The sequence below is a fragment of the Verrucomicrobiia bacterium genome, from assembly GCA_035495615.1.
Taxonomy (GTDB): domain Bacteria; phylum Omnitrophota; class Omnitrophia; order Omnitrophales; family Aquincolibacteriaceae; genus DATJFP01.
Genome location: DATJFP010000066.1, coordinates 1 through 22,858, shown reverse-complemented (window position 1 = coordinate 22,858; position 22,858 = coordinate 1). Strand labels below are relative to the sequence as shown.

Below are 22,858 nucleotides of genomic sequence, written 5' to 3'. Positions count from 1 at the left end.
ATTTTTATCACAGGCACGGACACCGGCGTCGGCAAGACCGTGGTTTCGGCCGGGCTTGCGCTCGCGCTCCGGAACAAGGGAATCAAGGTCGGCGTGATGAAGCCCGTCGCGACCGGCTGCGTGGGTACGGACAAGCGCCTCATTTCCTACGATGCGGCGTATCTCCTGGAAGCCGCGGAGAACGAATTTCCGGCGCTGACTAATCCCGTGCGCTTCCGGCACCCGCTCTCGCCGAATGTGGCGGCCACGATCGAGCAAAAGGAAGTCAGCCTCGACGCCATCCGCCGCGCGTACCGCGAGCTGCAAAAACATTACGATTACATCATCGTTGAAGGCATCGGCGGCCTCATGGTGCCGCTCACGAAAGACTATTTCGTGGCGAACCTGATCCGGGAATTCGGCCTTCCGGTCGTGATCGTGGCGCGCGGGGGCCTGGGCACGATCAATCACACGCTGCTCACGATCGACGCGGCCATTGTCCGCGGCTTCGACATCAAGGGCATTATTTTCAATAAGATGGCGACGACCAATTTGTCGATGGCCGAGATGACCAATCCCAAAGTCATTCACGAGCTGACGGGCGTTCCGGTGCTCGGGTGCCTTCCCGAAATCGAATCCCTGAACGTCGAGGCCTGCGAATTCGGCCAGCTTCGTACGATCTTCCGCGAGAGAATCCAGATCGAAAGGATCCTTCCCGAGACGTTGTCGCCGGTTTGATTTGTTCCTTCCGGGAAACGGAGGGAATTCCGTTAGGAATGTCATGACAGAACCCAAGAGAAAAATCCTGGTGGCCATGAGCGGCGGAGTGGACAGCTCCGTCACGGCCGCGCTTTTGAAGGAAGCCGGGCATGAAGTCGGCGGCGCCACGATCCGTACCTGGGCCTCCAATGAATGCGCGGACCTGAACACGCGCGCCTGCTGCGGCCTGACCGGCGTGGAAGATGCGCGCAAGGTCGCGGACCAGCTCGGCATTCCCTACTGGGTCTTCAATTTCGAAAAGGAATTCAAGGCGCACGTCGTGGATTATTTCGCGGCCGAGTACATGAAGGCGCGTACGCCGAACCCCTGCATCGCCTGCAACGAGCACATCAAGTTCCGCCTTTTTCTCCACCGCGCGCGCCAGCTCGGCTATGACTCGATCGCCACCGGGCATTACGCGCGCCTCGAACGCAACGAAGCAAGAGGCACGTTCCGCCTGGCCGAGGGCGCGGACAAGGGCAAGGACCAGTCGTACGTCCTGTTCCCGCTCGACCGCGAAGTGCTCGATCATTTGTTTCTTCCGGTGGGCGGCTATGCCAAGAGCGAGATCCGGGACATCGCGCGGCGCCACAACCTTTGCGTCATGAACAAACCTGATTCCCAGGAAATCTGCTTCATCCCGAGCAACGATTATGGCGCTTTTCTCGACCGTGAGATCAAGTCCGGGGCCTCGGCCGCAGCACCCGTCACTTCGGGTGAAGGGGTCATCCGCACGCGTGAGGGCAAGGTGCTCGGCAAGCACGAAGGCTACTATCATTACACCATCGGCCAGCGGCGCGGACTCGGCGTGGCGTTCAGCGAACGCCTGTACGTAGTCGATATTTTCCCGGAGACGAACGAAGTCGTGGTCGGCACGCAAAAGGACATCCTGCACCAGCGCTGCGCCGTGTCGCGCATCAACTGGTTCGACCGCCCGGACAGCCGCGAATTCCGCGCGCACGTCAAGATCCGGTCCCAGCACACGAAGGCGCCCGCGCTTGTGACGCTTCAGGATGACGGCGGCGCGGAAGTTTTTTTCGAAGAACCGCAGGAGGCCATCACGCCCGGCCAGGCCGCGGTATTTTACGACGGTCCGGCCGTGCTCGGCGGCGGCTGGATCGATTCCAACGGTTAACGTGCGCATGGACGGGGACGGGTCTTTAGGCCTGTCCCCACGAGGCCTGTTGCGAGCACGTAAGCGTTTGCAAGCGAGTGGAACGAGGAAAGAAATTATGCGCGGCGTTAAAATCCCTGCTCGAAACCAATCCACGCTGATCAGCTGGACCTTGAAAAGAATCAAGGCGCCATCCCGCGTCCGCCTGTTTCTGAAACCATCTCCCGATTATCCGGCCAGCATTCCTTGCGTGAATCCCGGCGACCGCGTGCTTGCCGGACAAAAGATCGCGGGCGCCGGCCAGGGCGCTTTCCCCATTTTTTCCAGCGTGTCCGGCAAAGTCGTCCAGCGCGCGGATTTTCAACATCCCTGGCTCGGCTCCAGGCCGGCGCTCGAGATCGCGGGCGACGACCGCCACGAAACAGCCCCGGGCATCGGGCACGAAAGGCCCCGCTGGCCGGAGCTTGACCCCGGCGCTTTAGCCGACATTCTTTTTGAATCGGGCGTCATGGAGCTGGATCAGAGCGGCTTGAGCCTCTCGGGTTCGCTTGAGCGCGCGCGGCGGCATAAAATCCACACGGTCGTCGTGAACGGCTGCGAATCGCAGCCCTACGTCACCACCGATCATGCGCTGCTCATGTCGCACAGCCTGGAAGTCGTGAAAGGCGCGGAGATCCTGCGGAAGATCCTGGGCGCGGAAAAAATCATCGTGACGCTTCAGAGCGATGCCCTGGAGGTCGCGGAGCTGGTCAAAAGCAAAATTTTCTTTTTAAAGTGGGCGCACGCGGAAGTGCGCGTCCTGCCCGCGCGGCATCCGCAGGAAATGGTGCTGCCGCTCGCGCAGGAGCTCTGGAATAAGGATTTTTCCCCGCAAGTGCGCGAAAGAATACGGATCGGGACCGGTGACGGAACTTTCGCCCTGCAAAGTGTTCTCCATGAGTTCGGCGCGAGCGTCCACAATGCCGGGACGGCCCATGCTGTTTACGAAGCCGTGGCCCTGCAAAAACCATTTTACGAAAGGCCCGCGACGGTCGGCGGCGAATGCGTGATCGAACCCCGAAATCTTTGGCTGCCGCTCGGCATTTCCGCGGAAGACGCGATCAAGGCCTGCCGCGGGCTCATGCGCGAACCCAAGGCAGTCCTTTTCGGTGGGCCCATGCTGGGCAAGGCCTTGCCTTCACTCGATATGCCGGTGACGGCGGGCGTGCGCGCCGTGCTGGCGCTTTCTAAAGAATCTGTTTCTGTGCCTCCGGCGGAAGCCTGCATCCACTGCGGCCGCTGCGTGGAGGCGTGCCCCGTGGACATTTCGCCGGCCATGATTACGCTTGCCGCGGAAAACGGGCTCTATGAAGAAACGCGGGACTGGGGCGTAGATTACTGCATCGACTGCGGCAATTGCACGTACGTGTGCCCGGCCAAGAGGCCCATGCAGGATCTCATCGGGCTTGCCCGTTTAGGTTTGATGGCGCGGGAACAGGACGTTGCCGCGGTGCCGGAACAAACCGGTGAAGGCGTTTACGAGGAAGCTCAGAAAGAGTAGTTCAGCTCCCCGATATACAGGTTTTCCGGCATCCCGAATTCTTCCGTCGGTCCTCCCAGATAAAACTGTCCCGCCAGCGTGAAAAGAAGATTGGCCTGCGCCTCGTAGCGGAGCTCCGGCCTCAGGAAAACGCTCTGGTCGTCCGCGTTGAAGATGGCATGGTTCTCGAAGCGCAAAAGCGGCGTGATGTTGTAGCCGAGCAGCGCGGCCACGTAATTTTTCGCAAGCTGCTGGATGTCGCCGCGCAATAGCTTGTCGACCTGATAAGAGCGCGGGTCCCTGCGGCCGCGCCCATTGAAGTGGTATTCCAGGAGTCCGTAGATATTTTTCGGGAAATTGTAGTCCGCGTTCACGGTGAAGCTGATGAAATCTTTTTCCTCGTCCGCCTCCCGGTACAAAAATTCCCCGCGCACGGCCGAGTTCTTGATGTTGCCCTGCAGGTCAAAGCCCGCCACGTGATCCCTCAAGACGCGCCCGCCGATCAGCCCGACCTCGTAGTTTTCAATGTCCTTCGAAAGGCGCGCGAGATAACGGTAAGGGTGAAGGTCTTTGCCGCGCGGCGTGTAGACCATTTGCAGCGCATAGCCGTCGTATTTCTTGGTCATGATGTTGACTGCGTCCACGCCGTCCCTTTCTTCCAGCTCGATCTGCGTGGGATTGAAGGGATTGAAAAGGTCGGTGGGCGTGAAAAAATGTCCGACGCCCCACGGGATCTGCTGGCGTCCGATCTCTACCGAAAAGTAATCGTTTTCGTATTCGACGCTGGCCCGGTAAAGCCGGTGTTCGTAGAAAACACCGTCGTCTTCGACGAGCGTCTGGCTGAGGTCCAGGAACTGACGCTCTTCCTGTTGATGTTTAGCCAGCCTGAAATCGCCCGTGCCGACGAAGCTGCCGAAGAAAGCCTGGTGGTCGTAGTCGATCTTCAGCTTGATCTTGTGGCCTTCGGCAAGATTAAAGGAAGAACGGATCTTGGCGCGGAAGCGCTCCATGGTCGAGAATACGCTTTCCTTCTTTTCCGCGAGCCCAAGGGGCGAATCCGCGGCTTCGGGCGCGAAGCCCGTCGTGTGGGTAAAAAAGTTCAGGCTTTTGACGTAGCCGTTGATGCGCGTATTAAGGAACGGGATTTCCTGCGCGAATACCAAAGCGGGAAGAACAAAAGCGGCGGCCGCAGCTAGAAAGATCCGACGGAACAGATTTTTTTTGCGGCGGATCTTTTCGTCGCGCCTTTTTTCGAGCGCTTGGAGGATGAGGGACGGGCGCGGTGACTGCGGTGCGATCACGGAGACAGATTTCGCGGCGGGGCGTGTAAAGCTCCCGGAAACGGCGAGGGCCGCGGAAAAAATCGGGCCCGAAGAGTTGTCAGCTTCCAAACCGCGTGGAATGCTCATGAATTAATTTTCCATCCTGCAGCCTGATGACCTTTTCGGCGCATTCTATCATGACAGGGTCATGGCTTGCATAGATGAAAGTCATTTTCTTTTCCTGGTTGAGCTCTTTCAGGAAATCCATGAGGGCAATGCCGGTCTTGTGGTCGAGGTTCGCGGTGAGCTCGTCGCCGAGCACGATCTTGGGATTGTGGACAAGCGCGCGCGCGACGGCCACGCGCTGCTGCTGTCCGCGGCTGATCTGCGAAGGCCTGCGGTGCACGAGCTTTTCGATGCCGAATCTCTGGCAGACTTCCAGGGCGCGTTTGCGGCGCTCCGCGGACGCGACGCCTTGAAGCCAGAGCACGTATTCGATGTTTTCGATCGCGGAAAGCGTGGGCACCAGGTTGAAGTCCTGGAAGATGAAACCGATTTTGTTCAGGCGGATCCTCGAAAGCGCCTTCTGCGGAAGGCGGCTCACGTCTTCTCCGTCGAGGAAAAGGTTTCCCGTGGAAGGCCTGTCCAGGCATCCGATCATATTGAGAAGCGTGGTTTTGCCGGAGCCCGACGGACCGCAAAGCGCCGTGAAGGAGCCTTCCGGGATTTCCAGCGATAACTCCGAAAGCGCCGTTACCGGAAGGGAACCTTCCTGAAAAACCCGCGACACGTTTTTGATTTCGATCATCGTATTCATGCGTAAGAGTGGTAGATCGCCTTGACCGGTTCCATTTGCCCGGCCTTCCAGGCCGGATAAAAACTGATGCCGGTGGTCATCAGGACGAGCGTCGATATGGATTGCAGCACATGCGTGGGCTCCAGGCGCGTGTAGGTAATCGTGCTCATGTAAGAGCGTGAAAAGGCCCGCTCCAGCTCCGGAAATCCGATGCCGACCGTCCCGAAATAAAGCACGATCAGATAACCCACGGCAAAACCCACCAGAATTCCAAGCGCTTCCAGCACGAGCGTCTCGAGCAGGATGAGCCGCACGACCTGGGAAGGCGCCGTGCCCACGGCCATCATCACTCCGAATTCGCGTGTCCTTTCGTAGACCGACATGAGCACCGTGTTCATGATGCTGACACCGATCACGATCATGACCGCCACGAGAATCGTGCGGATAATGGCCTCGGCCCAGGAGGCCCATTGCTCGACTTCGGGAACGATCTGGTCCCAGGACAGCACTTCGTATCCCGTGCCGAGGCCGAGCCTCGCGATAAACGAAGGAATGAGGTGACGGTTGTCGAGCCGGATCACGATCTCGTGCGTTTCCGCGCCGGTGCCGAGAAGGTCCTGCGCGGATTTCAGCGTAATATAGGCCGTGAGTTCGTCCACCTGCTGGCTCCCGGTATGAAAGAGCCCGCGCACGCGATACGAATAGCCCGCAAGTGTGCCGTCCATCGCTTGCGTCATGACCACGACTTTGTCGCCCACGGCCAAATTGATTTTTTCGGCGAGAAGGTCGCCGACCAGGATGTCGCGGTCGGTCGACGGCAGTAAAAACTCGCCTTTTTTAACGTAGTTCTCCAAATCCGTGGCGGCCGCTTCCTTCTCCGGGTCAATGCCCATGAGCAGGATGCCGCGCGAATTTTCACTCGTGCCCACAAGCGCCTCGCATTTGACGCGCTCGGTCACGGCCACGACGCCTGGAAGCGAACGGATTTTTTCCAGCACCGCGGCGCGGTCGGGGATGGTCAATTCCGGCGAAAGCCTTTTGCCGAAATCCTTCGCATGCACCTGCACGTGCCCTGTGAAAAGCCGGATCACATTTTCGCGCATCTGCTCATTGGTGCCGTCGCTGAAGGCCCAAAGGAAAATCAGCGCCGCGAGGCCCACTCCCACGGCAAGCACGGTAATCATCGAGCGCCGCGGATTTCTTCCGATGTTGAGAAAGGCCAGCTTCAGGAGAAACATCAGGGGTATTTTTCCAGTTTTTCACGGGTGAAAAGGGAATCCGGGATTTCGAGATCGAACTTGGCTTCCTGGATCGTGAGCGTGGTCTCATGATCCTTTTCCGCGTGGTTTTCCATGCGCCACACCGAAGGCACCTCGCGTTCGCCGAACAGTTTGAAGTCCGTGTAATGCAGCGTGCGGATGAGCCGCATTTTTTCGTCGTAAAAGTCCCATTTGACCGGCGCGGAATCTTTTTTTCTCAGCCACACTTCCAGCTTACTGTAAGTGACGGGCGCGTCCGGATGCGGCGTGAGCGTAAGGTGATAGCATTCGAACCCGTCGAGCGTTTCTTCCCCGGCCACGGTTCCGTCATAATCGCGCGGCAGGTAACTGAGCTTCACGAAATCGTCGTTGGAAAAATCGCTGCCCATGAAGTCATCCAGCATGAGCGACGGCGGGATCAGGATCGTCCGCTCCGCGGTGGGAAGATACTGCCACAGCCGCGACTGCAGCCGCAGAAAACCCTGCCCTTCTACCTTCGACGGCGACAAGACGCGTGCGAAGGTGAAGTCCACGCCTTTCATCCATACGCGGATTTTGTAATCGCGCTCCCATTGCGCCGTCTTGACGTGAAGCGTGACCGTCATGTCGTGAGAATGGCCGCGCAGCACCTGGTCCATGTCGGCCAGCATCTTGGAAACGTCCGGGCCTTCGGCAAAGGCAGGCCGGCTCAAACAAAGGAAGGCGAGGATCAGAAAAAATCGTCTCATGGCCGCAGCGCGTTCTCCCGGGGTTCGGCCGCCTCGGGCGACGCGGTTTCGGAAGCCGCTTTTTTGCGCGGCAGGAAAAATTTCAGGATGATCCCTTTTTTCAATTTCATGAGCGGATGCTTCATGCCGCCGGGATAATATTTTCTCACGGTCTTTTGCGTCAGGAGATCGGTCTGGTAAACGTGAGGCGCCGAGAGCACTTTCCCTTTTCCGGTCAGGCATTTGACCGCTTCGGACGCGGCGAGCGCGCCGACCAGCATGAGTCCCGGCACCACGCTCGCGGCGCGGCCCGAGGAAAGGTCGGAGGCCCTGTTGTTCATGTAGCGCAGGCAAAGCGGCGTGGGCGAAAGCCCGAAGGCGAGCGCGAATTGCCGGTCTTCGGGCGTCATTTCCGGCCGCAGATCAAGATAGTCTTCAAAGCTCATGCCACCGGACTGGAAAACCATGAGCGAGGCGCCGAAGCCGAGCGGGCAGGACGTGATCGCCGCGATTCCTTTTTCGCGGCTGGCCTTAAAAAGCAGGAGTTTGGCCTCCAGCGCGTAAAAATCGATGCCGTCCAGCACGAGGTCCACGCCTTCGAGAAAGGCGTCGATATTGCCGGCGTCGATCCCTTTGGGAAACATCTCGATCTTGGCCGTGGGGTTGATGGAGAGGATCATGTCGCGTGTGACTTCGGTCTTGGACTGGCCGAGCGTGCCGCAGGACGCGCCGATCTGGCGATTGAAATTCGTAAGCTCGAAATGGTCGGGGTCCGCGATCTTGAAGCTGCCTATACCGAGCCGCGCCAGCGCCTGCGCCTGAAAGCCGCCGGCTCCGCCCACCCCCGCGATGGCCACGCACGAGCGGCGAAGTTTTGCCTGCTCTTCCGGCGTAAGCCAGCCGAGATTGCGATCGAAAGCCTGATCGTAATTAAAATCCGGAACTTGCATGGTTTCTCCTTTATCCCGCCAGTTTTTCGTGCGCATGTTCCGGGGCGTCCATCCAGAATGACTCCAGCGGCCGCCGCAGGGAGAGCGCGCTCGGGTCCGGCGCGAATCCCACTCGGAAAAACATGATGAGCCCGCTGTCCGGGTCCACGCCGAAAATTTTGAGAAACGATTCTTTCAAAGCTTCGAGTTTTTTGTTCTGCGCGCGTGAAAGGTCCTGGCCGCCGGTCAGCTCCTGGTTGATGATGAAAATAGGCAGCGCTTCCATGGGCTGGAACGCGAGGCCCAGCCGCGTGGCTTCATGCCACACCCGCTGCAGGATTTCGCCGCCGGCCACGTAATTTTTGGCGCTTTTTCCCGGGCTTACCAGCAGCGCGGCGGCCTGCGAAGACAGCATCTGCATTTTTGCGAAGAGATTGAACGAGTAGCTCATGCCCAGCTTATTCAGAAATTGCAGGCGGTTCCAATCGCGGATCAGGGGAAAGACGAGCGAGGCCGCGGGGCCTGCATCAAGGCTCGGGATGCTGAGCCCGTCGCGGGAACCGGCCGCGGACGCGCTGTCAAAACGCATCACGTTCATGAGCTCGCGGTGCAGCCGTTTGACTTCGAAACGCAGCTGGTCGGCTTCGCCGGTGAGCGAGGCAAGCGCGGAAAAATCCGCGTCCTGCCGGGTTTTGAAAAGGAGGCGGAAGCCGCCGCCCGGAACGGTTTTTTCCAGCGCCTGCAGAATCGCGGGACTGAGCGGCTTGTCCGTGTCGTAAAAGCGCCGGTTGGTGTGGCGCTTGTCGAGGCATGCGAAATGCGCGTGCTCGGAAGCAAAGTCCGGACGCAGGGCAACGCGCGCCACGAGAAACGGCTCGTCAGGATCGGGAAAGTAATAGCACGCGGCGCCGCGCCCGGTTTTCGTGGCCGCGACGCGCATGTTTTCGATGACCGCGCCCGCGGAGATGTAAGGCGCGGCAAGCCCGGCGTCGCAATAGCTGTCCAGTTTTTTTGCGTCGAGCCACAGTTCCACGGCGTCTTCGCTCACGCGGCGGAATTTCCAGGGCTGGAGATTGTCGGCGGACGGGGCCTTGATGGCTTTCTCGAGGATGAAAAAGAGATCTTTCTCGATCATGGCGCCCCTTTCAAGTTTAAGACGGCAGGATAAGCCCGGGATAACAGCTTTTCAGGTGTTCGATCTGCGCTTCTGAAAGAGACGGAAGCAGCCCTTTCTCGTTGACCGTGAAATCGTAAACGGTTTCTTTATTCCAGAAAAAATGCCGCGCCAGTTCTTCGGCATCGATGCTTCCGGTCAGGAAATAAGAGCCTACGCCGTGATGTGTTACGGTTGTGCGCACGGCCTGCTGGACGTCCATGCGCATGAGGAGCGCCGGCTTTCCTCGCGCCCCCGGGTAAGAGCGCACGGGCCCGACCGCGTCAAAGTGAAGATAGCGGTACAGCTCGCGGTGCTTGGGATGCATGCCGATGATGAGGTCGGTCACGCCGAACGAGCGCGCGTAGTCGAACATGGTTTTGAAAAGCCGGAACGAGCCCGTCAACTTCTGGAAATCGGTGAGGGAGAAAGAGCTTTTCTCGAAAGATTCGCCGTCCAGAGCGAGCAGGCCGACTTCAGCCAGAGTGCGTCCCTGGCTGCGGAACAGAGCGATCTCTTTTCCGAAGATCGAATCCAGAGGAAGGCCGCTTTCCGAATCGGGAATCAGACTGACCGTGCCCGCAAAATTGCCGGCCTTTTCGAGCATGAAGGTGCGGGAATCCGGGAGCAGGCTGTAATAGCTGTAATGCATCTTCGAGGGGTTGGCCTCGCAGTACCCCTTGCGCAGGTATTCCCGGTAAACCAGCTCGTAGGCGCGCCGCATGTCTTCAAGAGTCCGTGCCGGCCGGCAGTGAAAATTTTTGGAGTTCCGTTCGGCCAGGCTGCAGATCTTGTCCGCCATGAAATACATGATCTTGTCGCGGTTGGAAAGCTGGCGGAGATTCTTGAAGGCCACGCCGCATTCGATCATGGCCGGACTGTTGTTGGAAGGGTTAGCCCAGACAATCACGCCCTCCAGGCGAACGGTATTCTCGATCTCGGGAAGTTTAATGTCCAGGTCGATCTGCGTACCCACGTCCACTTCGTGATCGAGCGCGAGACGCACGCCGTTGCGCGAAACGTCCACGGACTGGGCCACGAACCAGGAAAGCTTTTTTCCCTTTTTGCGGTAACGGATCGGCAGGCTCAGGGAAATGCGGGGCTCACAGCGTTTTTCGATCAGCAAATCGATTTGAGGGGTACTGGCAACGGGATTCGATTGGCCGAAAACATTGTCTTCCAGAATTCCTATGCCCAACTGCCAGTTCCAGGCGGTGCTCAGTTTCATCCACACTCTCTCGGTGCGAGATTCCTGGTTAAAGGGTTGTCATGAAAGAACATAAAACGGAAACTTAAAATCTCAAGCCTTACATTTCTACCAAAGGCAAGTCTACCCGGCACTCCGGGCCAATTCAAGAATAGGGACCAAAGAATCCTTCTAAAACCCCTGTATTTTCAGCAGTTTATAAAGACCGCTTGCCACGCCCGGCCGCGGGGAAGGGCGCATCTGGACAAATGGCTTCAACGCTTTTAGAAAGCGCCGGAGTTTCGGCTTGAAAGCCGCGCTTGTGGCTTTGCTGACAATAGGTTGCATCTTTTCCGGAGAATTGCTACTCTGCTCTGAACGTGGAGGCTTATGGATACTCCCCCCAAAATAGCATTGGAAACCGGACGCGCTCCTTACCTCAGGACCCCGGAATCCGTCCGCGCCATGAATTGGAAATGGGGGCTTGCGCTGCTTCCGGCCATGGCCGCGGGCCTTTTTCATTCCCCGGGATCTTCCGCGCTGATTGCGTCCTGCCTCATCGGCGGCGCCATTGCCGAAACTCTGGGCCGGGCCTGGGCCGCCAAAAAAAGTTTTTTCGCGGACGGCGATACTCTTCTTCTCTCCCTTCTCGTCGCGTTGATTCTGCCTCCTCATCTGCCGCTCAGCATGGCCGCACTCGCCGCTTTTTTTGCGGTGCTGGTCGGCCGCGATTTTTTCGGAGGCAAGGGCCAGTACCCGTTTCATCCCGCGGCGGCGGCACTCCTTTTCCTGAAAATCAGTTTTCCCGTGGAAACGCGGATCCCTTTGCCTGCGGACCTGGATTTCATGAGATGGCTTTTCGGAAATTACGCGGGCGGGCTGGGGGACACGTGCGTCTTGGCGATTCTTGGCGGGGGATTCCTGCTTTTCTCGCAGAAGCTCGTCTATCCGGGCGTGCCGTTCGCCTTTCTCGCCGCGTACGCGCTGCCGCTTGCGGCCATGGGCCGGATGCAGACGCTTGCTTTCTGGCCGGGCGATGTTTTCTTTGCGGCTTTTTTTCTGATCACGCACGCGCAGACCGCGCCCCACTCGCGCAAGGGATTTTGCGTGCTCGCGTTTTTGGCAGGCCTCGCCGCCGGCGCGCTCCGCCTTTCCGGAGAATACGGCGCCGTTTATGCCGCAGTGCTGGTTTCCGGCGCGCTCAGCGCCTGGATCGACCTTTGGATCAAACCTTCTAACGCGCGGCGTCCCGCCCTTGTGCCCGCATGAAAAACGGCGTTCTCAAACAAACCGGACAATATCTTTTTTTCGTGCTTTACGCTTCGGGGCTTGCCGCCGGGGTTTTTGCTTCGCGCAACGGCATTCCTTTCCGCATCCAGGAGCCGCTTGTCCCGATGATTTCCGAAGCGCCGGCGCCCGTCACGGAGGCCGCGCCCGCGGAGCCGGTCCAGGAAGCTTTGCCTGAAGCGCCGGTTTCCGAACCCGCGGTCGAAGCGCCCGCGGCCGCGCCGGTTCCGGAGATCCCGGCCGCCGTTCCCGCGGAACAACCCGCCCCCGAACCCGGGCCTCTTTTTACACCGGTCTCACAACACGGGAGGGAATGATGTTCGAAAAGGAAACCCCGACCGCCAAAATTTTTCTGGCTGTCCTGCCCATGATTTTTTTGACGCGGACTTTTCCCATGGCGCTGCAGGCCGGCCTCATCCTCGGCGCGGCCTTCGCGCTGGCCGCGTTTTTTTTCGCGTTTTTCTCGGGCTGGTTTCCTCCGCGGCTCCTGCGGTTCGCTTACATGATCGGGCTTGCCGCGCTGGCCCAGGTTTTGTTTCACGCGCATGAATCTCTCGCTTTGGGCGTGCTGAGCCTCTATCTCCTCATGCCGGAGGGAATTTTTGCCGGGAATAAAAAAGAGGCGGCGAGAGCCGCGCTTTACGCGGTTTTGTTTGCCGGGCTGCTGGCGTTTTTGGGCGCGTTCCAGGACGTTCTCGGCGTGCGTTTTCACGTGGGCGCGTTCCAGCTGCCCGCGGGCTCCTTCCTCCTGCTGTTCATGGCCGCGGCCTTGTGGCAGAAGCCGCGCGTCGAGATCCAGGCCCCGCATCATGCGGCTTTGCAAACGGTTGAAGGGGAAAAACTATGAGCCCGTTGTTCTTTCTGGCCTGCGGCCTGGGATTTTTATGGTTCTGGCAGGAAAAAAGCGCTTTTCCCGGCCCGCGTAATTTGGCCGCGTGGACGCGGGGATTTTTTCTGCGGGTACCGGCGCTTTATCTGGTCTCAGCCTTGTCGTGGAGCGCTCATTTTTTTCTTCTGAGGGCGCTTCCCGCGGGAACGCCGCCTTTTTACCCGCTTTTTTTTCTCGTGGCCGCCGCCTCGATCCAGATTATTTTCGGGACTGGAAGCCTGTTTGTCATGACGGTCTTCGCCGTATGCCTGGCGCACGGGGCGCCCTCGTGGTCCCTGGTCCCTGCGCTGATTTCCATGGCGACCATGATCGCGGGCATTTTTGCTTTTGCCTGGCTCCTTCTCGGAACCCACCGCCGGCTCCTTTATTCCTCGGTCCCGCCCGCGCTTAAATGGCTCCCGATCAGTTTTCTCGGCGCTTTTTTCCTTGCGCTCGCGGCCGGCGGCTTTCTGGGAATACTTCCTTAAGACTGTTAATATTTCCCGCCGAAGGCCGAAAAATTTCTAGGGCATTCCGCGCGAGTTTCCTCCTGTGCTACACTTCATGTGAGGTTTGAAAGGTTATCATGGGCATCGAAGCCATCCTGAACTACGCGATTCAGAACGAAGCGTCCGACATCCACCTGAGCGTGGGGCGTCCGGCCTCCATACGCCTGCACGGCGAAATCCTTTCGATCGACGACAAGGTCCTGAAACCGGAAGACACCGAAGCGCTGGCGCGTGAGATCACGACCGAAGAGCAGCGCAAGAAAGTCGAAGAAGTCGGCGGTATCGACTTCGGCTTTTCTTATGGAGAAAAGGCGCGCTTCCGCGTTTCCTGCTTCAAGCAGCAGGGGACCATGGCCATGGTGCTCCGCCAGCTGCCGTCGAAATTTTATTCGTTCGAGCAGATCGGGCTTCCGGCGCAGCTCCAGTCGCTGCTATCGCGTCCGCGCGGGCTCATCCTCGTGACCGGCCCCACGGGTTCCGGTAAAACCACGACGCTCGCCACCATGCTGAACTACATCAACGAGAACTTCTCGCGCCACATTATTACCGCGGAAGACCCGATCGAATTCGTGCACCCGCACAAGAAATCTGTCGTGACCCAGCGCGAAGTCGGGGAAGACGTGCCGACCTTTTCCGAAGCCGTCGTCAAATCCCTGCGCCAGGACCCGGACGTGATTCTCATCGGCGAAATGCGCGACATCAACACCATGGAATCCGCGATCCGCGCGGCCGAAACCGGCCATTTGGTTTTCTCGACGCTGCACACGACAGGCGCGGCGCGCACGGTCGACCGTATCATCGACGTGTTCCCGGCGCACCAGCAGACGCAGATCCGAATCCAGCTCGCGGCAACGCTGGTCGCGGTCATTTCCCAGACGCTTTTGCCGCGGCTCGACGGCAACGGCCGTATCTGCGCGTTCGAAGTCATGATCGCGACGCCGGCCATCCGCAATCTTATCCGCGAAAACAAGACTTATCAGATCACTTCCGAGATCCAGACCGGCCTCAAGTACGGCATGAAGGCGCTCGACGACCACCTGAAAGAGCTTTATCAGGCCGGCATCATCAGCTACGACGAGATGCTGGAGGCCGCCTCCGACCCGCGGGATCTGGCCAGCCGGGTCACGATCGCGGCCCCGCCTAAGCCGGCGGCGAAAAAATAGCCCGGCTCTTGCCCCGTAAACTTAAATCCTACAAAGAGTTGCGCCATTACGCGTGGTCCTGGGACAGGTTCAAATTAATGCTTGACCGGGGGAATGAATTTGACTATCTTATGAGAACTTAAAGAGTCCAGGAATCACTCTTAGAGACCCGCACAAGCGACACTTAATCCCGAAATTCCACAAAGACTAACTGCATTCATTCGCTTTCCGGTTCGGCAAGGATTCTTTCCCTTGAATAAAAATCCCCGGGGATCAAAAAGGCTGGTATCCGAGCATGATCGCTTCGCCTCCCGCATCCGGCGGGAACGGTAATCTCGCAATGAAGAATAAAAAATCCACGGCTGCCCAAAAACTTTTTTTGGTGGATGGCCATTCCTTCTGCTACCGCGCGTATTACGCGATCCGGCATTTGTCGAATTCCAAGGGCGAGCCCACGAACGCGATCTACGGCTTCATCACGATGCTCAACAAGCTGATCCAGGATTACGCGCCGGACCACATTGCCATTTGTTTCGATAATCGCGCGCCGACATTTCGTCATGAGCGATTCAAGGATTACAAGGCCAACCGCAGCCCCATGCCGGATGATTTGTCGCAGCAGATCGAACCGATCAAGGACATGTGCCGCGCCTACCGCTACGCTATTTTTGAAATGCCGGGCTACGAAGCCGACGACCTGATCGGGACGCTCGCCTGCACCGCGGAAAAAGAAAAGTACGAAGTCTTCATCATCACCGGCGACAAAGACGCGATGCAGCTGGTCGATGACCACATCAAGATCCTGAATCCGCACAAAGACGGATACGTCTGCGACCGCGAAGGAGTGCGCAAGAAGTTTGAAGGCCTGGGGCCGGAAAAAGTGGTCGAGGTCATGGCGCTCATGGGCGATGCGTCCGACAACATTCCCGGCGTCCCGGGGGTCGGCGAAAAAACGGCCGTGAAGCTCATCCAGGAATTTGGGACCGTGGAGAACCTGATCAAGTTTGCGGGCAAGATCAAATCCAAGCGCCTGCAGGACATGATCAAGGACAATTCCGAATCCGCGCGGCTCTCCAAGGAACTCGCGACGATCGACATTAAAGTCCCAATGGACATCGATTGGGAAAAGCTCGAGCTTGGCCCGCCGGACGAAGAAAAGCTCGTGGGCCTTTTGCAGCGCTACGAATTCCGCAATCTCCTGAAGGGCAGGGAAGTGCCCTGCGAGGAAAGCGGCCGCGGCGATTGCAATTACGAACAGGTCAAAGACGAAAAAGCCCTGAAGGCACTGGCCGCGAACCTGAAAAAGGCCAAGGCGTTCAGCTTCGACACCGAGACCACGCATCCGGATCCCATGCGCGCGCATCTGGTCGGGCTCAGCTTCTGCTGGGAAAAAGCCAAGGCCTATTATGTTCCCGTTCGGTCGGACAAGCACCAGGGCCAGGGGCTGCCGCTTGAAACCGCGCTCGAAGTTTTGAGGCCCGCGCTGGAAGACGCGAAGATCGAAAAATACGGGCAGAACATCAAATATGATTACATGGTCATGAAAAGAAGCGGTGTGACGATTGCCGGAATCGCCGACGATACCATGATCGCGAGTTACCTCATCAATCCCGTGAAGCTGAATCACAACCTCGACGACATCTCGCTCGAGCATCTGAGTATCCGCAAGGTGACGACCGAGTCCTTGATCGGCAAGGGCAAGGCGCAGATCACCATGGACCAGGTGGAGCTCGAAAAAATCACCGATTACGCCTGCGAAGATGCGGACTGCGTTTTCCGTCTCATGCCGCTTATGCGCAAAAAGCTCGAAGAAAAAAACCTCACCAAACTTTTCGATGATCTCGAAATGCCGCTCATGCTCGTTTTGGCGCAGATGGAAATGAACGGCGTTTATCTCGACACGGAGCTGCTCGGCGCGCTTTCCAAAAAAGCGGCCGCGGACCTTCTGAAGCTCACGGTAAAAATCTACGAAGAGGCGGGCGAGGAATTCAACATCAATTCGACCAAGCAGCTGGCGGAAATCTTTTTTGTGAAGAAAAAGTTTCCCGCGGCGAAGAAGACCAAGACCGGTTATTCCACGGACATGAGCGTGCTCGAAAAGCTCGCGGTCCAGTACGAGCTGCCGAGGCTCATTCTGGAATACCGCGAAAAGGCGAAGCTGAAATCAACATACTTGGACGCGCTGCCGGAGATGATCAACCCGGAAACAAAGGTGGTGCACACTTCTTATAATCAGACGACGACCGTGACGGGCCGGCTTTCGAGTTCAGACCCGAACCTGCAGAACATCCCGATCAAGACCGAGGAAGGCCGCGAAGTCCGCAAGGCCTTCATCCCCCGTCCATGGAAGGGCGCGGCCGGACGGATTCTCTCGGCCGACTATTCCCAGATCGAATTGCGCGTCCTGGCGCATTTTTGCGGGGACAAAAACCTGATGAAGGCGTTCAAGGAAGAGCGCGACATTCATAACTTCACCGCCAACCTGCTTTACGGGGTCGCGGAGAAGGATGTCACTTTTGAAATGAGAAATGTAGCCAAAACCATAAATTTCAGTATCATATACGGCAAAAGCGCCTACGGCCTGTCTCAGGACCTCGGTATTCCCGTTGGCGAAGCCGATGCGTTCATTAAAAATTATTTCACCCGCTATGCCGGCATCCGCGATTTCCTGGAATCCCAGAAAGAAAAGGCCCGCAAGCAGGGTTATTTGACTACGCTCCTGGGAAGGCACACGTACTTTCCGGAGATCTCATCCACGAACGGCCAGCTCCGGCAGTTTGCCGAGCGCACCGCGATCAACGCGCCGATCCAGGGCTCGGCCGCGGATTTGATCAAGCTCGCCATGGTCGCCATCCAGAAACGGCTTGAAAAGGAATCCTTTCAATCTCTCATGGTGATGCAGGTCCACGACGAACTCGTGTTCGACGGGCCGGAGCCGGAGATGGGGCGGCTTGAATCCCTTGTCAAAAAAGGAATGGAAGAAGCTTACGCCCTGAAAGTCCCGCTGCGTGCCGACGTCCGGGTGGGGGAATCATGGTACAAGAACTGATCTCGCCGCGGCCTGAGCGGATGATTGTCGGGCTTACCGGATGCTTTGGTTCGGGAAAAAGCACGGTCGCGCATTTGTTCGAGGAGCTCGGCGCGTTCGTCGTCAGCGCCGACCGGCTCGCGCACGAAGCGCTGGAAAAAGGCAGCGAGCCTTTTGCGAAGATCAAGACGCAGTTCAAGGACGCGCTCGACGGGCAAAAGCTCGACAGGAAAAAGCTGGCGAAGATCATTTTCTCGGACGCCGAGCGGAGAAAAGACCTGGAAAGCCTGGTCCATCCATACGTGTTCAAGCGGATCGCGGAAGAAATCGCGGACGCGGAAGAGCGCATGGTGGTCCTCGAGATCCCGCTGCTCTACGAAACCGGTTACGACCAGTACTGCTTCACGAACGTCGTGGTGACCGCGCCGGAGAAAGCGATCTGGGCGAGGCTCGAGGAAGACGGATTCACGGAAAAAGAAATCCGCGCGCGCCTGGCGGCGCAGATGCCGCTGGAAGAAAAAGCACGGCGAGCCCATTTAGTCATCGACAATTCAGGCTCCCTGGCCAAAACCAAGGAGCAGGTAAAAAAAATCTGGAATAAATTAGACACTGCTTTGAAAGGAGCACATTAAATCTATGCCAAGGGAAAAAATGCACCAGCCAAGAAGGAACGACATTCCGCCCCGGAAACCCGGACCCGGTGATATGCCGAAGAGGGTTCCCGGAAACAGCGACTACACCCGCGAGAACGGTCCTGCTCAGGATGGATCCGAAGCCGCGGCCGAAATGGAAAGCGCGGCGGTGGCCCGTCCTTCCGGCGACCTGAAAGGCGGCGACAAAGGACTGGACGTGGCGACGCTCAAAGATATGAAGATGAGCGAGCTGCAGGAACTGTCCAAGAAGCTGGGCGTCGAACAGACGATCGGCATCAAGAAACAGGACCTGATCTTCAAGATCCTGCAGGGCCAGGCGGAGAAATCCGGCCTGATGTTCGGCGAAGGCGTGCTCGAAATCCTGGAAGACGGCTTCGGATTCCTGCGGTCCCCGAACTACAATTACCTGCCGTCGCCGGACGACATTTACGTGAGCCCGAGCCAGATCCGCCGTTTCAATCTTCGCACCGGCGACTGCGTCAGCGGCCAGATCCGCCCGCCGAAAGAAGGCGAACGTTATTTCGCGCTGCTCAAAGTCGAACTCGTGAACTTCGAAGATCCGGAAACGATCAAGGACAAGATCCCGTTCGACAACCTGACGCCGCTTTATCCGGAAAAGAGGCTGTACCTCGAGACCGCGCACGAGGAAATCTCGACGCGTGTCATGGACCTTCTGACGCCGGTCGGTTTCGGCCAGCGCGCGCTGATCGTGGCCCCGCCGTACAGCGGTAAAACGATCCTGCTCCAGAAGATTGCCAACGCGATCACGAAGAACTTCCCGGACGCGTATCTGATCGTGCTGCTCATCGACGAGCGTCCTGAAGAAGTCACGGACATGCAGCGTTCTGTCCGCGGCGAAGTCGTATCGTCGACTTTTGACGAACCGGCCGAACGCCACGTGCAGGTCGCCGAAATCGCGCTCGAAAAGGCCAAGCGCCTGGTCGAGCACAAGCGCGACGTCGTGATTCTGCTGGACAGCATCACGCGTCTTGCGCGCGCGTACAACACGGTCGTCCCGCACTCCGGTAAGATTCTTTCCGGCGGTGTGGACTCGAACGCCCTGCACCGCCCGAAACGTTTCTTCGGCGCGGCGCGTAACATCGAAGAAGGCGGAAGCCTCACGATCATCGCGACAGCGCTTGTCGACACCGGTTCGCGTATGGACGACGTGATCTTCGAAGAATTCAAAGGCACGGGTAACATGGAACTGCAGCTTGACCGCGCGCTGTTCCAGAAACGCATTTACCCCGCCATCGACATCAAAAAATCCAACACCCGTAAAGAAGACCTCATCATGCATCCCGATGAGCTTGCCCGGGTGTGGGTGCTTCGCAAGGTTCTGAACGAGCTGAATCCTGCCGAAGCCATGGAGCTTTTAATTGAGCGTCTCAAGAAGACAAAATCCAATGCCGAGTTTTTACTCAGCATGAATAAGGTGGAGAAATAAAATGAAAAAAGGAATACACCCCGAATACAGAGAAGTCGTTTTCAAAGACATGGCCGCGGATTTTGCGATCCTCACCCGCTCGACGGTGAAGACGCAGGAAACGATCACGTGGGAAGACGGCAAGACCTACCCGCTGGTTTATCTCGACCTGTCGAGCGCGTCGCACCCGTTTTTCACGGGCAAGCAGAAGCTCATGGACACGGCCGGACGCATCGACCGCCTGACGAAGAAGTTCGGCGCGAAGGTGGCTGTCGGCAACCAGAAGAAAAAAGCGGCGCCGGTTTCCATCGCGCAGAAGCTGAAAGAAGCGGCGGCGAAGAGCAAGGAAAAAGAACAGGCGAAAGAAGCTACGGAAAAGAAGTAGCGGAAAAAAAGCGGGTTTGTGAAAAAAGACCTTTGTTCGAGGTCTTTTTTCATTTTAGACGATAGGGCATTCGCCCTATCGTCACGCGGTGAGGACATGCTTCAAGGCCTCACCGCTCGGACTTTGGATAGGGCATTCGCCCTATCGTCACGCGGTGAGGATATGCTTCAACCTCACCGCTCGGACTTTGGATGTAACAACCTTGCCCCGCGTCATTTGCTCCACGTCTCAAAAGGACCAGGAATTGATTTACTACGACCGTCTTGCCAAAATCGAAAAACGCTTCGCGGAAACGCAGGAAGAAGTCAGTCGTCCTGAAGTCATCAAGGACCAGACGCGTTACCAGAAACTCATGAAAGAGATGGCGCATCTGAAGCCGCTCGTCGAGGCCTTCGCGCAGTATCGCAAGGTGGACGACGAGATCAAGGTTTTGGAAGAGGAGCTGAACTCCAAGGGGCTCGACAAGGAGCTCAAGGACCTGTACTGGGAAGAAAGCAAAACGCTGAAGGACAAGCGCGCCGTGCTTCTCGACGAAGTGGAAACGCTTTTGCTCCGGGGCGATGATCCGCGCGCCGGGCGCGACGTGATCGTGGAAATCCGCGCGGGTACGGGCGGCGAGGAGGCCGGGCTTTTCGCGGCCGATCTTTTCCGGATGTACAGCAAGTTCGCGTCTTCGCACAAGCTCAGAGTCGAGGTCATGGAATCCAGCGATACGGGCATCGGGGGGATTAAGGAAATCGTTTTCGGCGTCAGCGGGGAGAACGCCTACCCTCTCTTCAAATATGAAAGCGGCATCCACCGGGTGCAGCGGGTTCCCGCCACGGAGGCCAGCGGCCGGATCCATACTTCCGCCGTGACGGTGGCGATTATGGCCGAAGCCGACGAAACCGAGGTCCAGATCAGGACCGAAGACCTGAAGATCGACGTTTACCGGGCTTCCGGCGCCGGCGGCCAGCATGTGAACAAGACCGAATCGGCCGTCAGAATCACCCATTTGCCCACGGGATTGGTCGTGCAGTGCCAGGACGAGAGGTCCCAGCACAAGAACAAAGCCAGCGCCATGCGCATCCTGCGGGCCCGTCTTTACGACGCCCAGCAGCAGAAAATCATGCAGGAGCAGGCCAAGGAGCGGAAGCAGCAGATTGGATCGGGGGATAGGTCCGGTAAAATCAGGACTTACAACTATCCGGACCAGCGGGTCACCGACCATCGAATCGGTTTGACTTTGCATAGCCTGAATGATATTTTAAACGGCCATTTGGACGAGCTTGTCCAGGCCCTGGAACGGGATGAAAGAAACCGGAGGCTTGCCACGGATGCTGCTTGATCCCGCAAAAAAGACCGGTTCGTCCGAAAGCCCGCTAAATCCAGCGGAAGCGTCGCGTCCCAAGACCCTCTCGGAACTCCTGGACTGGGGCAAAAAAGAACTGGAACCTCTCGGTCCCGAAGAAGCGTGCGCCAGCGCAGAATTCCTCCTTGCGGAAATCACGGGCCTGCCGCGGTCCGGCCTTTATCTCGGGCGCACGGCGGTTTTAGAACAAGATCTTTGTCATAAATATGAAAGCCTGGTTTTGGCGCGCAAGGACCGCAACCCGCTTGCTTACTTGACCGGCACGGCCTGCTTTTGGGAAGAAAAGCTCAAGGTGAACGCTTTCTGCCTTATCCCGCGCCCCGAAACCGAATGCATGCTCGAGAGCTTTATCCGCGTCTCCGGCTTTGAAAAACGCAGCGCGTTTTCTTTCTTGGACCTGGGCTCCGGAAGCGGGGCCATCGGCGTCGCGCTGCTGAGGCATTTTGAGAAAGCCCGCGCGGTCTTTTCCGACATTTCCCGCGGCGCGCTGCAAACAGCCCGCGAGAATGCCGCGTCTTACGGATTGACGGAGCGCGGCTCGTTTTTGTGCGCGGACCTGCTGGAAGCTTTTTTCCCGGACGCCTGTTTTGACGTTATTTTTTCGAATCCGCCTTATTTTTCTTACGACGATTGGGCGCGCGTGGAGCCGGAGATTTTAAAGGAACCGCGTGCGGCTCTCGACGGAGGCCCGGATGGCCTCTTTTTTTACCGCAGGATCGCGGCCCAGGCGGCCCGGCTGCTGAAGGCCGATGGACGCGTGCTGGTCGAGATGGGCGAAGGCCAGGCCAAGGACGTCGCAGGAATTTTTCAAGAAGCCGGATTTCCGTGCGTCGAAATTTTTAAAGATGATTTGAACCTGGAACGGGTCCTCATGGCCCATAAAAAAACGATGGATAAGGCGCATGGATAAAATCGTCATTACGGGCGGCCGCAAGCTGAAGGGCGAAGTCGAAATTTCCGGCGCGAAAAATTCCGCGCTTCCCATCATGGCGGCCGCGCTTCTCGGCGAAGGCGAATCCATTATCGAGAACGTTCCGGACCTGCGCGACATCCATACGATGATCAAGCTGCTTCGCGCGCTGGGCGCGAAAGCCATGTACGACAATGGCAATGTGCGGATCAACGCGGGAAAGAACCTGAAGTCGCTCGCGCCGTACAAGCTCGTCAGCACCATGCGCGCTTCGGTCTGCGTGCTGGGCCCGCTGCTCGCGCGCACGGGCCACGCGGAAGTGTCGCTGCCCGGCGGATGCGTGATCGGGCCGCGCCCCATCGACCTTCATTTGAAGGGGCTCGAAGCGCTGGGCACGAAGATCGACATCCAGCACGGGTACGTCAACGCGACGGCCGTGAAAAAGTTAAAAGGTGCCGACATTTATCTCGGCGGCTCGTTCGGGTCGTCGGTGCTGGCCACGGCGAACGTGGTGATGGCCGCGGTCCTGGCCAAGGGCAAGACGTGCATCGAAAATGCGGCGTGCGAACCCGAGATCGTGGACCTGATGAAGTTCCTGAAAAAAATGGGCGCCAAGATTTCGGGCGAAGGCTCCCC

At 58.0% G+C, this 22,858-nt stretch carries 22 protein-coding genes; 15 read left to right on the top strand and 7 right to left on the bottom strand.

Annotated elements, in window-relative coordinates; genetic code table 11:
• The 3 genes from bioD to VL688_08155 form a co-directional block, all read left to right on the top strand.
• Nucleotides 1-717: dethiobiotin synthase (gene bioD, locus VL688_08165; protein HTL48015.1), on the top strand; the 717-nt coding region annotated here is incomplete at its 5' end.
• 43 nt (nucleotides 718-760) lie between these two features.
• Complete coding sequence (gene mnmA, locus VL688_08160) at nucleotides 761-1,873, top strand: tRNA 2-thiouridine(34) synthase MnmA (protein ID HTL48014.1); 1,113 nt, start codon at nucleotides 761-763, stop codon at nucleotides 1,871-1,873.
• A gap of 97 nt (nucleotides 1,874-1,970) precedes the next feature.
• The gene (locus VL688_08155; GenBank protein HTL48013.1) at nucleotides 1,971-3,392 is read left to right on the top strand and encodes an RnfABCDGE type electron transport complex subunit C; all 1,422 of its coding nucleotides are present in this window, start codon (nucleotides 1,971-1,973) and stop codon (nucleotides 3,390-3,392) included.
• On the opposite strand, the gene VL688_08150 is transcribed toward VL688_08155, so the two are convergent.
• From VL688_08150 to VL688_08120, 7 genes are read right to left on the bottom strand one after another with little or no spacing between them, the layout of a single operon-like run.
• Nucleotides 3,380-4,780, bottom strand: a complete 1,401-nt coding sequence (locus VL688_08150; protein ID HTL48012.1) for a hypothetical protein — start codon at nucleotides 4,778-4,780, stop codon at nucleotides 3,380-3,382. The genes VL688_08155 and VL688_08150 overlap by 13 nt on opposite strands.
• Nucleotides 4,752-5,441, bottom strand: coding sequence for an ABC transporter ATP-binding protein (locus VL688_08145; protein HTL48011.1), 690 nt, complete (start codon nucleotides 5,439-5,441; stop codon nucleotides 4,752-4,754). The genes VL688_08150 and VL688_08145 overlap by 29 nt, the downstream gene beginning before the upstream one ends.
• Before the next feature lie 5 nt (nucleotides 5,442-5,446).
• Nucleotides 5,447-6,667: an FtsX-like permease family protein gene (locus tag VL688_08140; GenBank protein ID HTL48010.1), complete on the bottom strand. Its 1,221-nt coding sequence runs from the start codon at nucleotides 6,665-6,667 to the stop codon at nucleotides 5,447-5,449.
• Nucleotides 6,667-7,416, bottom strand: coding sequence for an outer membrane lipoprotein-sorting protein (locus VL688_08135; GenBank protein HTL48009.1), 750 nt, complete (start codon nucleotides 7,414-7,416; stop codon nucleotides 6,667-6,669). Before VL688_08135 ends, VL688_08140 begins: the two co-directional genes overlap by 1 nt.
• Complete coding sequence (locus VL688_08130) at nucleotides 7,413-8,345, bottom strand: ThiF family adenylyltransferase (GenBank protein ID HTL48008.1); 933 nt, start codon at nucleotides 8,343-8,345, stop codon at nucleotides 7,413-7,415. The genes VL688_08135 and VL688_08130 overlap by 4 nt, the downstream gene beginning before the upstream one ends.
• A 10-nt stretch (nucleotides 8,346-8,355) precedes the next feature.
• The gene (locus tag VL688_08125) at nucleotides 8,356-9,459 is read right to left on the bottom strand and encodes a hypothetical protein (protein HTL48007.1); all 1,104 of its coding nucleotides are present in this window, start codon (nucleotides 9,457-9,459) and stop codon (nucleotides 8,356-8,358) included.
• 16 nt (nucleotides 9,460-9,475) lie between these two features.
• On the bottom strand, nucleotides 9,476-10,705 hold the full coding sequence (locus VL688_08120; protein HTL48006.1) for a PilZ domain-containing protein: 1,230 nt from the start codon (nucleotides 10,703-10,705) through the stop codon (nucleotides 9,476-9,478).
• 348 nt (nucleotides 10,706-11,053) lie between these two features.
• On the opposite strand from VL688_08120, the gene VL688_08115 reads away from it, so the two are divergent.
• The 12 genes from VL688_08115 to VL688_08060 all read left to right on the top strand — a co-directional run.
• A complete protein-coding gene (locus VL688_08115) occupies nucleotides 11,054-11,932 on the top strand; it encodes an RnfABCDGE type electron transport complex subunit D (protein HTL48005.1) in 879 nt (292 codons plus the stop codon).
• Nucleotides 11,929-12,267 (top strand): hypothetical protein, encoded by a 339-nt coding sequence (locus VL688_08110; GenBank protein HTL48004.1) that lies wholly within the window; start codon nucleotides 11,929-11,931, stop codon nucleotides 12,265-12,267. Before VL688_08115 ends, VL688_08110 begins: the two co-directional genes overlap by 4 nt.
• Complete coding sequence (locus VL688_08105) at nucleotides 12,264-12,797, top strand: hypothetical protein (GenBank protein HTL48003.1); 534 nt, start codon at nucleotides 12,264-12,266, stop codon at nucleotides 12,795-12,797. Before VL688_08110 ends, VL688_08105 begins: the two co-directional genes overlap by 4 nt.
• Nucleotides 12,794-13,306 carry a hypothetical protein gene (locus VL688_08100; protein ID HTL48002.1) on the top strand — a complete coding sequence of 171 codons (513 nt, stop codon included), beginning with the start codon at nucleotides 12,794-12,796 and terminating at the stop codon, nucleotides 13,304-13,306. Before VL688_08105 ends, VL688_08100 begins: the two co-directional genes overlap by 4 nt.
• Nucleotides 13,307-13,404: 98 nt before the next feature.
• Nucleotides 13,405-14,490: a type IV pilus twitching motility protein PilT gene (locus VL688_08095; protein HTL48001.1), complete on the top strand. Its 1,086-nt coding sequence runs from the start codon at nucleotides 13,405-13,407 to the stop codon at nucleotides 14,488-14,490.
• Between the two features lie 319 nt (nucleotides 14,491-14,809).
• On the top strand, nucleotides 14,810-17,518 hold the full coding sequence (polA, locus tag VL688_08090; protein ID HTL48000.1) for a DNA polymerase I: 2,709 nt from the start codon (nucleotides 14,810-14,812) through the stop codon (nucleotides 17,516-17,518).
• Entirely contained in the window at nucleotides 17,503-18,129 is a 627-nt protein-coding gene (coaE, locus tag VL688_08085) for a dephospho-CoA kinase (GenBank protein HTL47999.1), read from the top strand. The genes polA and coaE overlap by 16 nt, the downstream gene beginning before the upstream one ends.
• Before the next feature lie 154 nt (nucleotides 18,130-18,283).
• Entirely contained in the window at nucleotides 18,284-19,597 is a 1,314-nt protein-coding gene (rho, locus tag VL688_08080; GenBank protein ID HTL47998.1) for a transcription termination factor Rho, read from the top strand.
• 1 nt (nucleotide 19,598) lies between these two features.
• Nucleotides 19,599-19,961: a type B 50S ribosomal protein L31 gene (locus VL688_08075; GenBank protein ID HTL47997.1), complete on the top strand. Its 363-nt coding sequence runs from the start codon at nucleotides 19,599-19,601 to the stop codon at nucleotides 19,959-19,961.
• Between the two features lie 247 nt (nucleotides 19,962-20,208).
• Entirely contained in the window at nucleotides 20,209-21,288 is a 1,080-nt protein-coding gene (gene prfA / locus VL688_08070; GenBank protein ID HTL47996.1) for a peptide chain release factor 1, read from the top strand.
• Nucleotides 21,278-22,222 (top strand): peptide chain release factor N(5)-glutamine methyltransferase, encoded by a 945-nt coding sequence (gene prmC / locus VL688_08065; protein ID HTL47995.1) that lies wholly within the window; start codon nucleotides 21,278-21,280, stop codon nucleotides 22,220-22,222. The genes prfA and prmC overlap by 11 nt, the downstream gene beginning before the upstream one ends.
• Nucleotides 22,215-22,858: UDP-N-acetylglucosamine 1-carboxyvinyltransferase (locus tag VL688_08060; protein HTL47994.1), on the top strand; the 644-nt coding region annotated here is incomplete at its 3' end. The genes prmC and VL688_08060, both read left to right, overlap by 8 nt.

Bases quoted from the DNA above. Each gene is read 5' to 3' on its own strand.
- VL688_08075 (HTL47997.1), top strand. From the start codon at position 19,599: ATGAAAAAAGGAATACACCCCGAATACAGAGAAGTCGTTTTCAAAGAC.
- VL688_08105 (HTL48003.1), top strand. From the start codon at position 12,264: ATGATGTTCGAAAAGGAAACCCCGACCGCCAAAATTTTTCTGGCTGTC.
- prmC (HTL47995.1), top strand. From the start codon at position 21,278: ATGCTGCTTGATCCCGCAAAAAAGACCGGTTCGTCCGAAAGCCCGCTA.
- VL688_08125 (HTL48007.1), bottom strand. From the start codon at position 9,459: ATGATCGAGAAAGATCTCTTTTTCATCCTCGAGAAAGCCATCAAGGCC.
- VL688_08150 (HTL48012.1), bottom strand. From the start codon at position 4,780: ATGAGCATTCCACGCGGTTTGGAAGCTGACAACTCTTCGGGCCCGATT.
- VL688_08115 (HTL48005.1), top strand. From the start codon at position 11,054: ATGGATACTCCCCCCAAAATAGCATTGGAAACCGGACGCGCTCCTTAC.
- VL688_08140 (HTL48010.1), bottom strand. From the start codon at position 6,667: ATGTTTCTCCTGAAGCTGGCCTTTCTCAACATCGGAAGAAATCCGCGG.
- VL688_08120 (HTL48006.1), bottom strand. From the start codon at position 10,705: ATGAAACTGAGCACCGCCTGGAACTGGCAGTTGGGCATAGGAATTCTG.
- coaE (HTL47999.1), top strand. From the start codon at position 17,503: ATGGTACAAGAACTGATCTCGCCGCGGCCTGAGCGGATGATTGTCGGG.
- rho (HTL47998.1), top strand. From the start codon at position 18,284: ATGGAAAGCGCGGCGGTGGCCCGTCCTTCCGGCGACCTGAAAGGCGGC.
- VL688_08130 (HTL48008.1), bottom strand. From the start codon at position 8,345: ATGCAAGTTCCGGATTTTAATTACGATCAGGCTTTCGATCGCAATCTC.
- VL688_08135 (HTL48009.1), bottom strand. From the start codon at position 7,416: ATGAGACGATTTTTTCTGATCCTCGCCTTCCTTTGTTTGAGCCGGCCT.
- VL688_08145 (HTL48011.1), bottom strand. From the start codon at position 5,441: ATGATCGAAATCAAAAACGTGTCGCGGGTTTTTCAGGAAGGTTCCCTT.
- mnmA (HTL48014.1), top strand. From the start codon at position 761: ATGACAGAACCCAAGAGAAAAATCCTGGTGGCCATGAGCGGCGGAGTG.
- VL688_08155 (HTL48013.1), top strand. From the start codon at position 1,971: ATGCGCGGCGTTAAAATCCCTGCTCGAAACCAATCCACGCTGATCAGC.
- VL688_08100 (HTL48002.1), top strand. From the start codon at position 12,794: ATGAGCCCGTTGTTCTTTCTGGCCTGCGGCCTGGGATTTTTATGGTTC.
- VL688_08095 (HTL48001.1), top strand. From the start codon at position 13,405: ATGGGCATCGAAGCCATCCTGAACTACGCGATTCAGAACGAAGCGTCC.
- polA (HTL48000.1), top strand. From the start codon at position 14,810: ATGAAGAATAAAAAATCCACGGCTGCCCAAAAACTTTTTTTGGTGGAT.
- VL688_08110 (HTL48004.1), top strand. From the start codon at position 11,929: ATGAAAAACGGCGTTCTCAAACAAACCGGACAATATCTTTTTTTCGTG.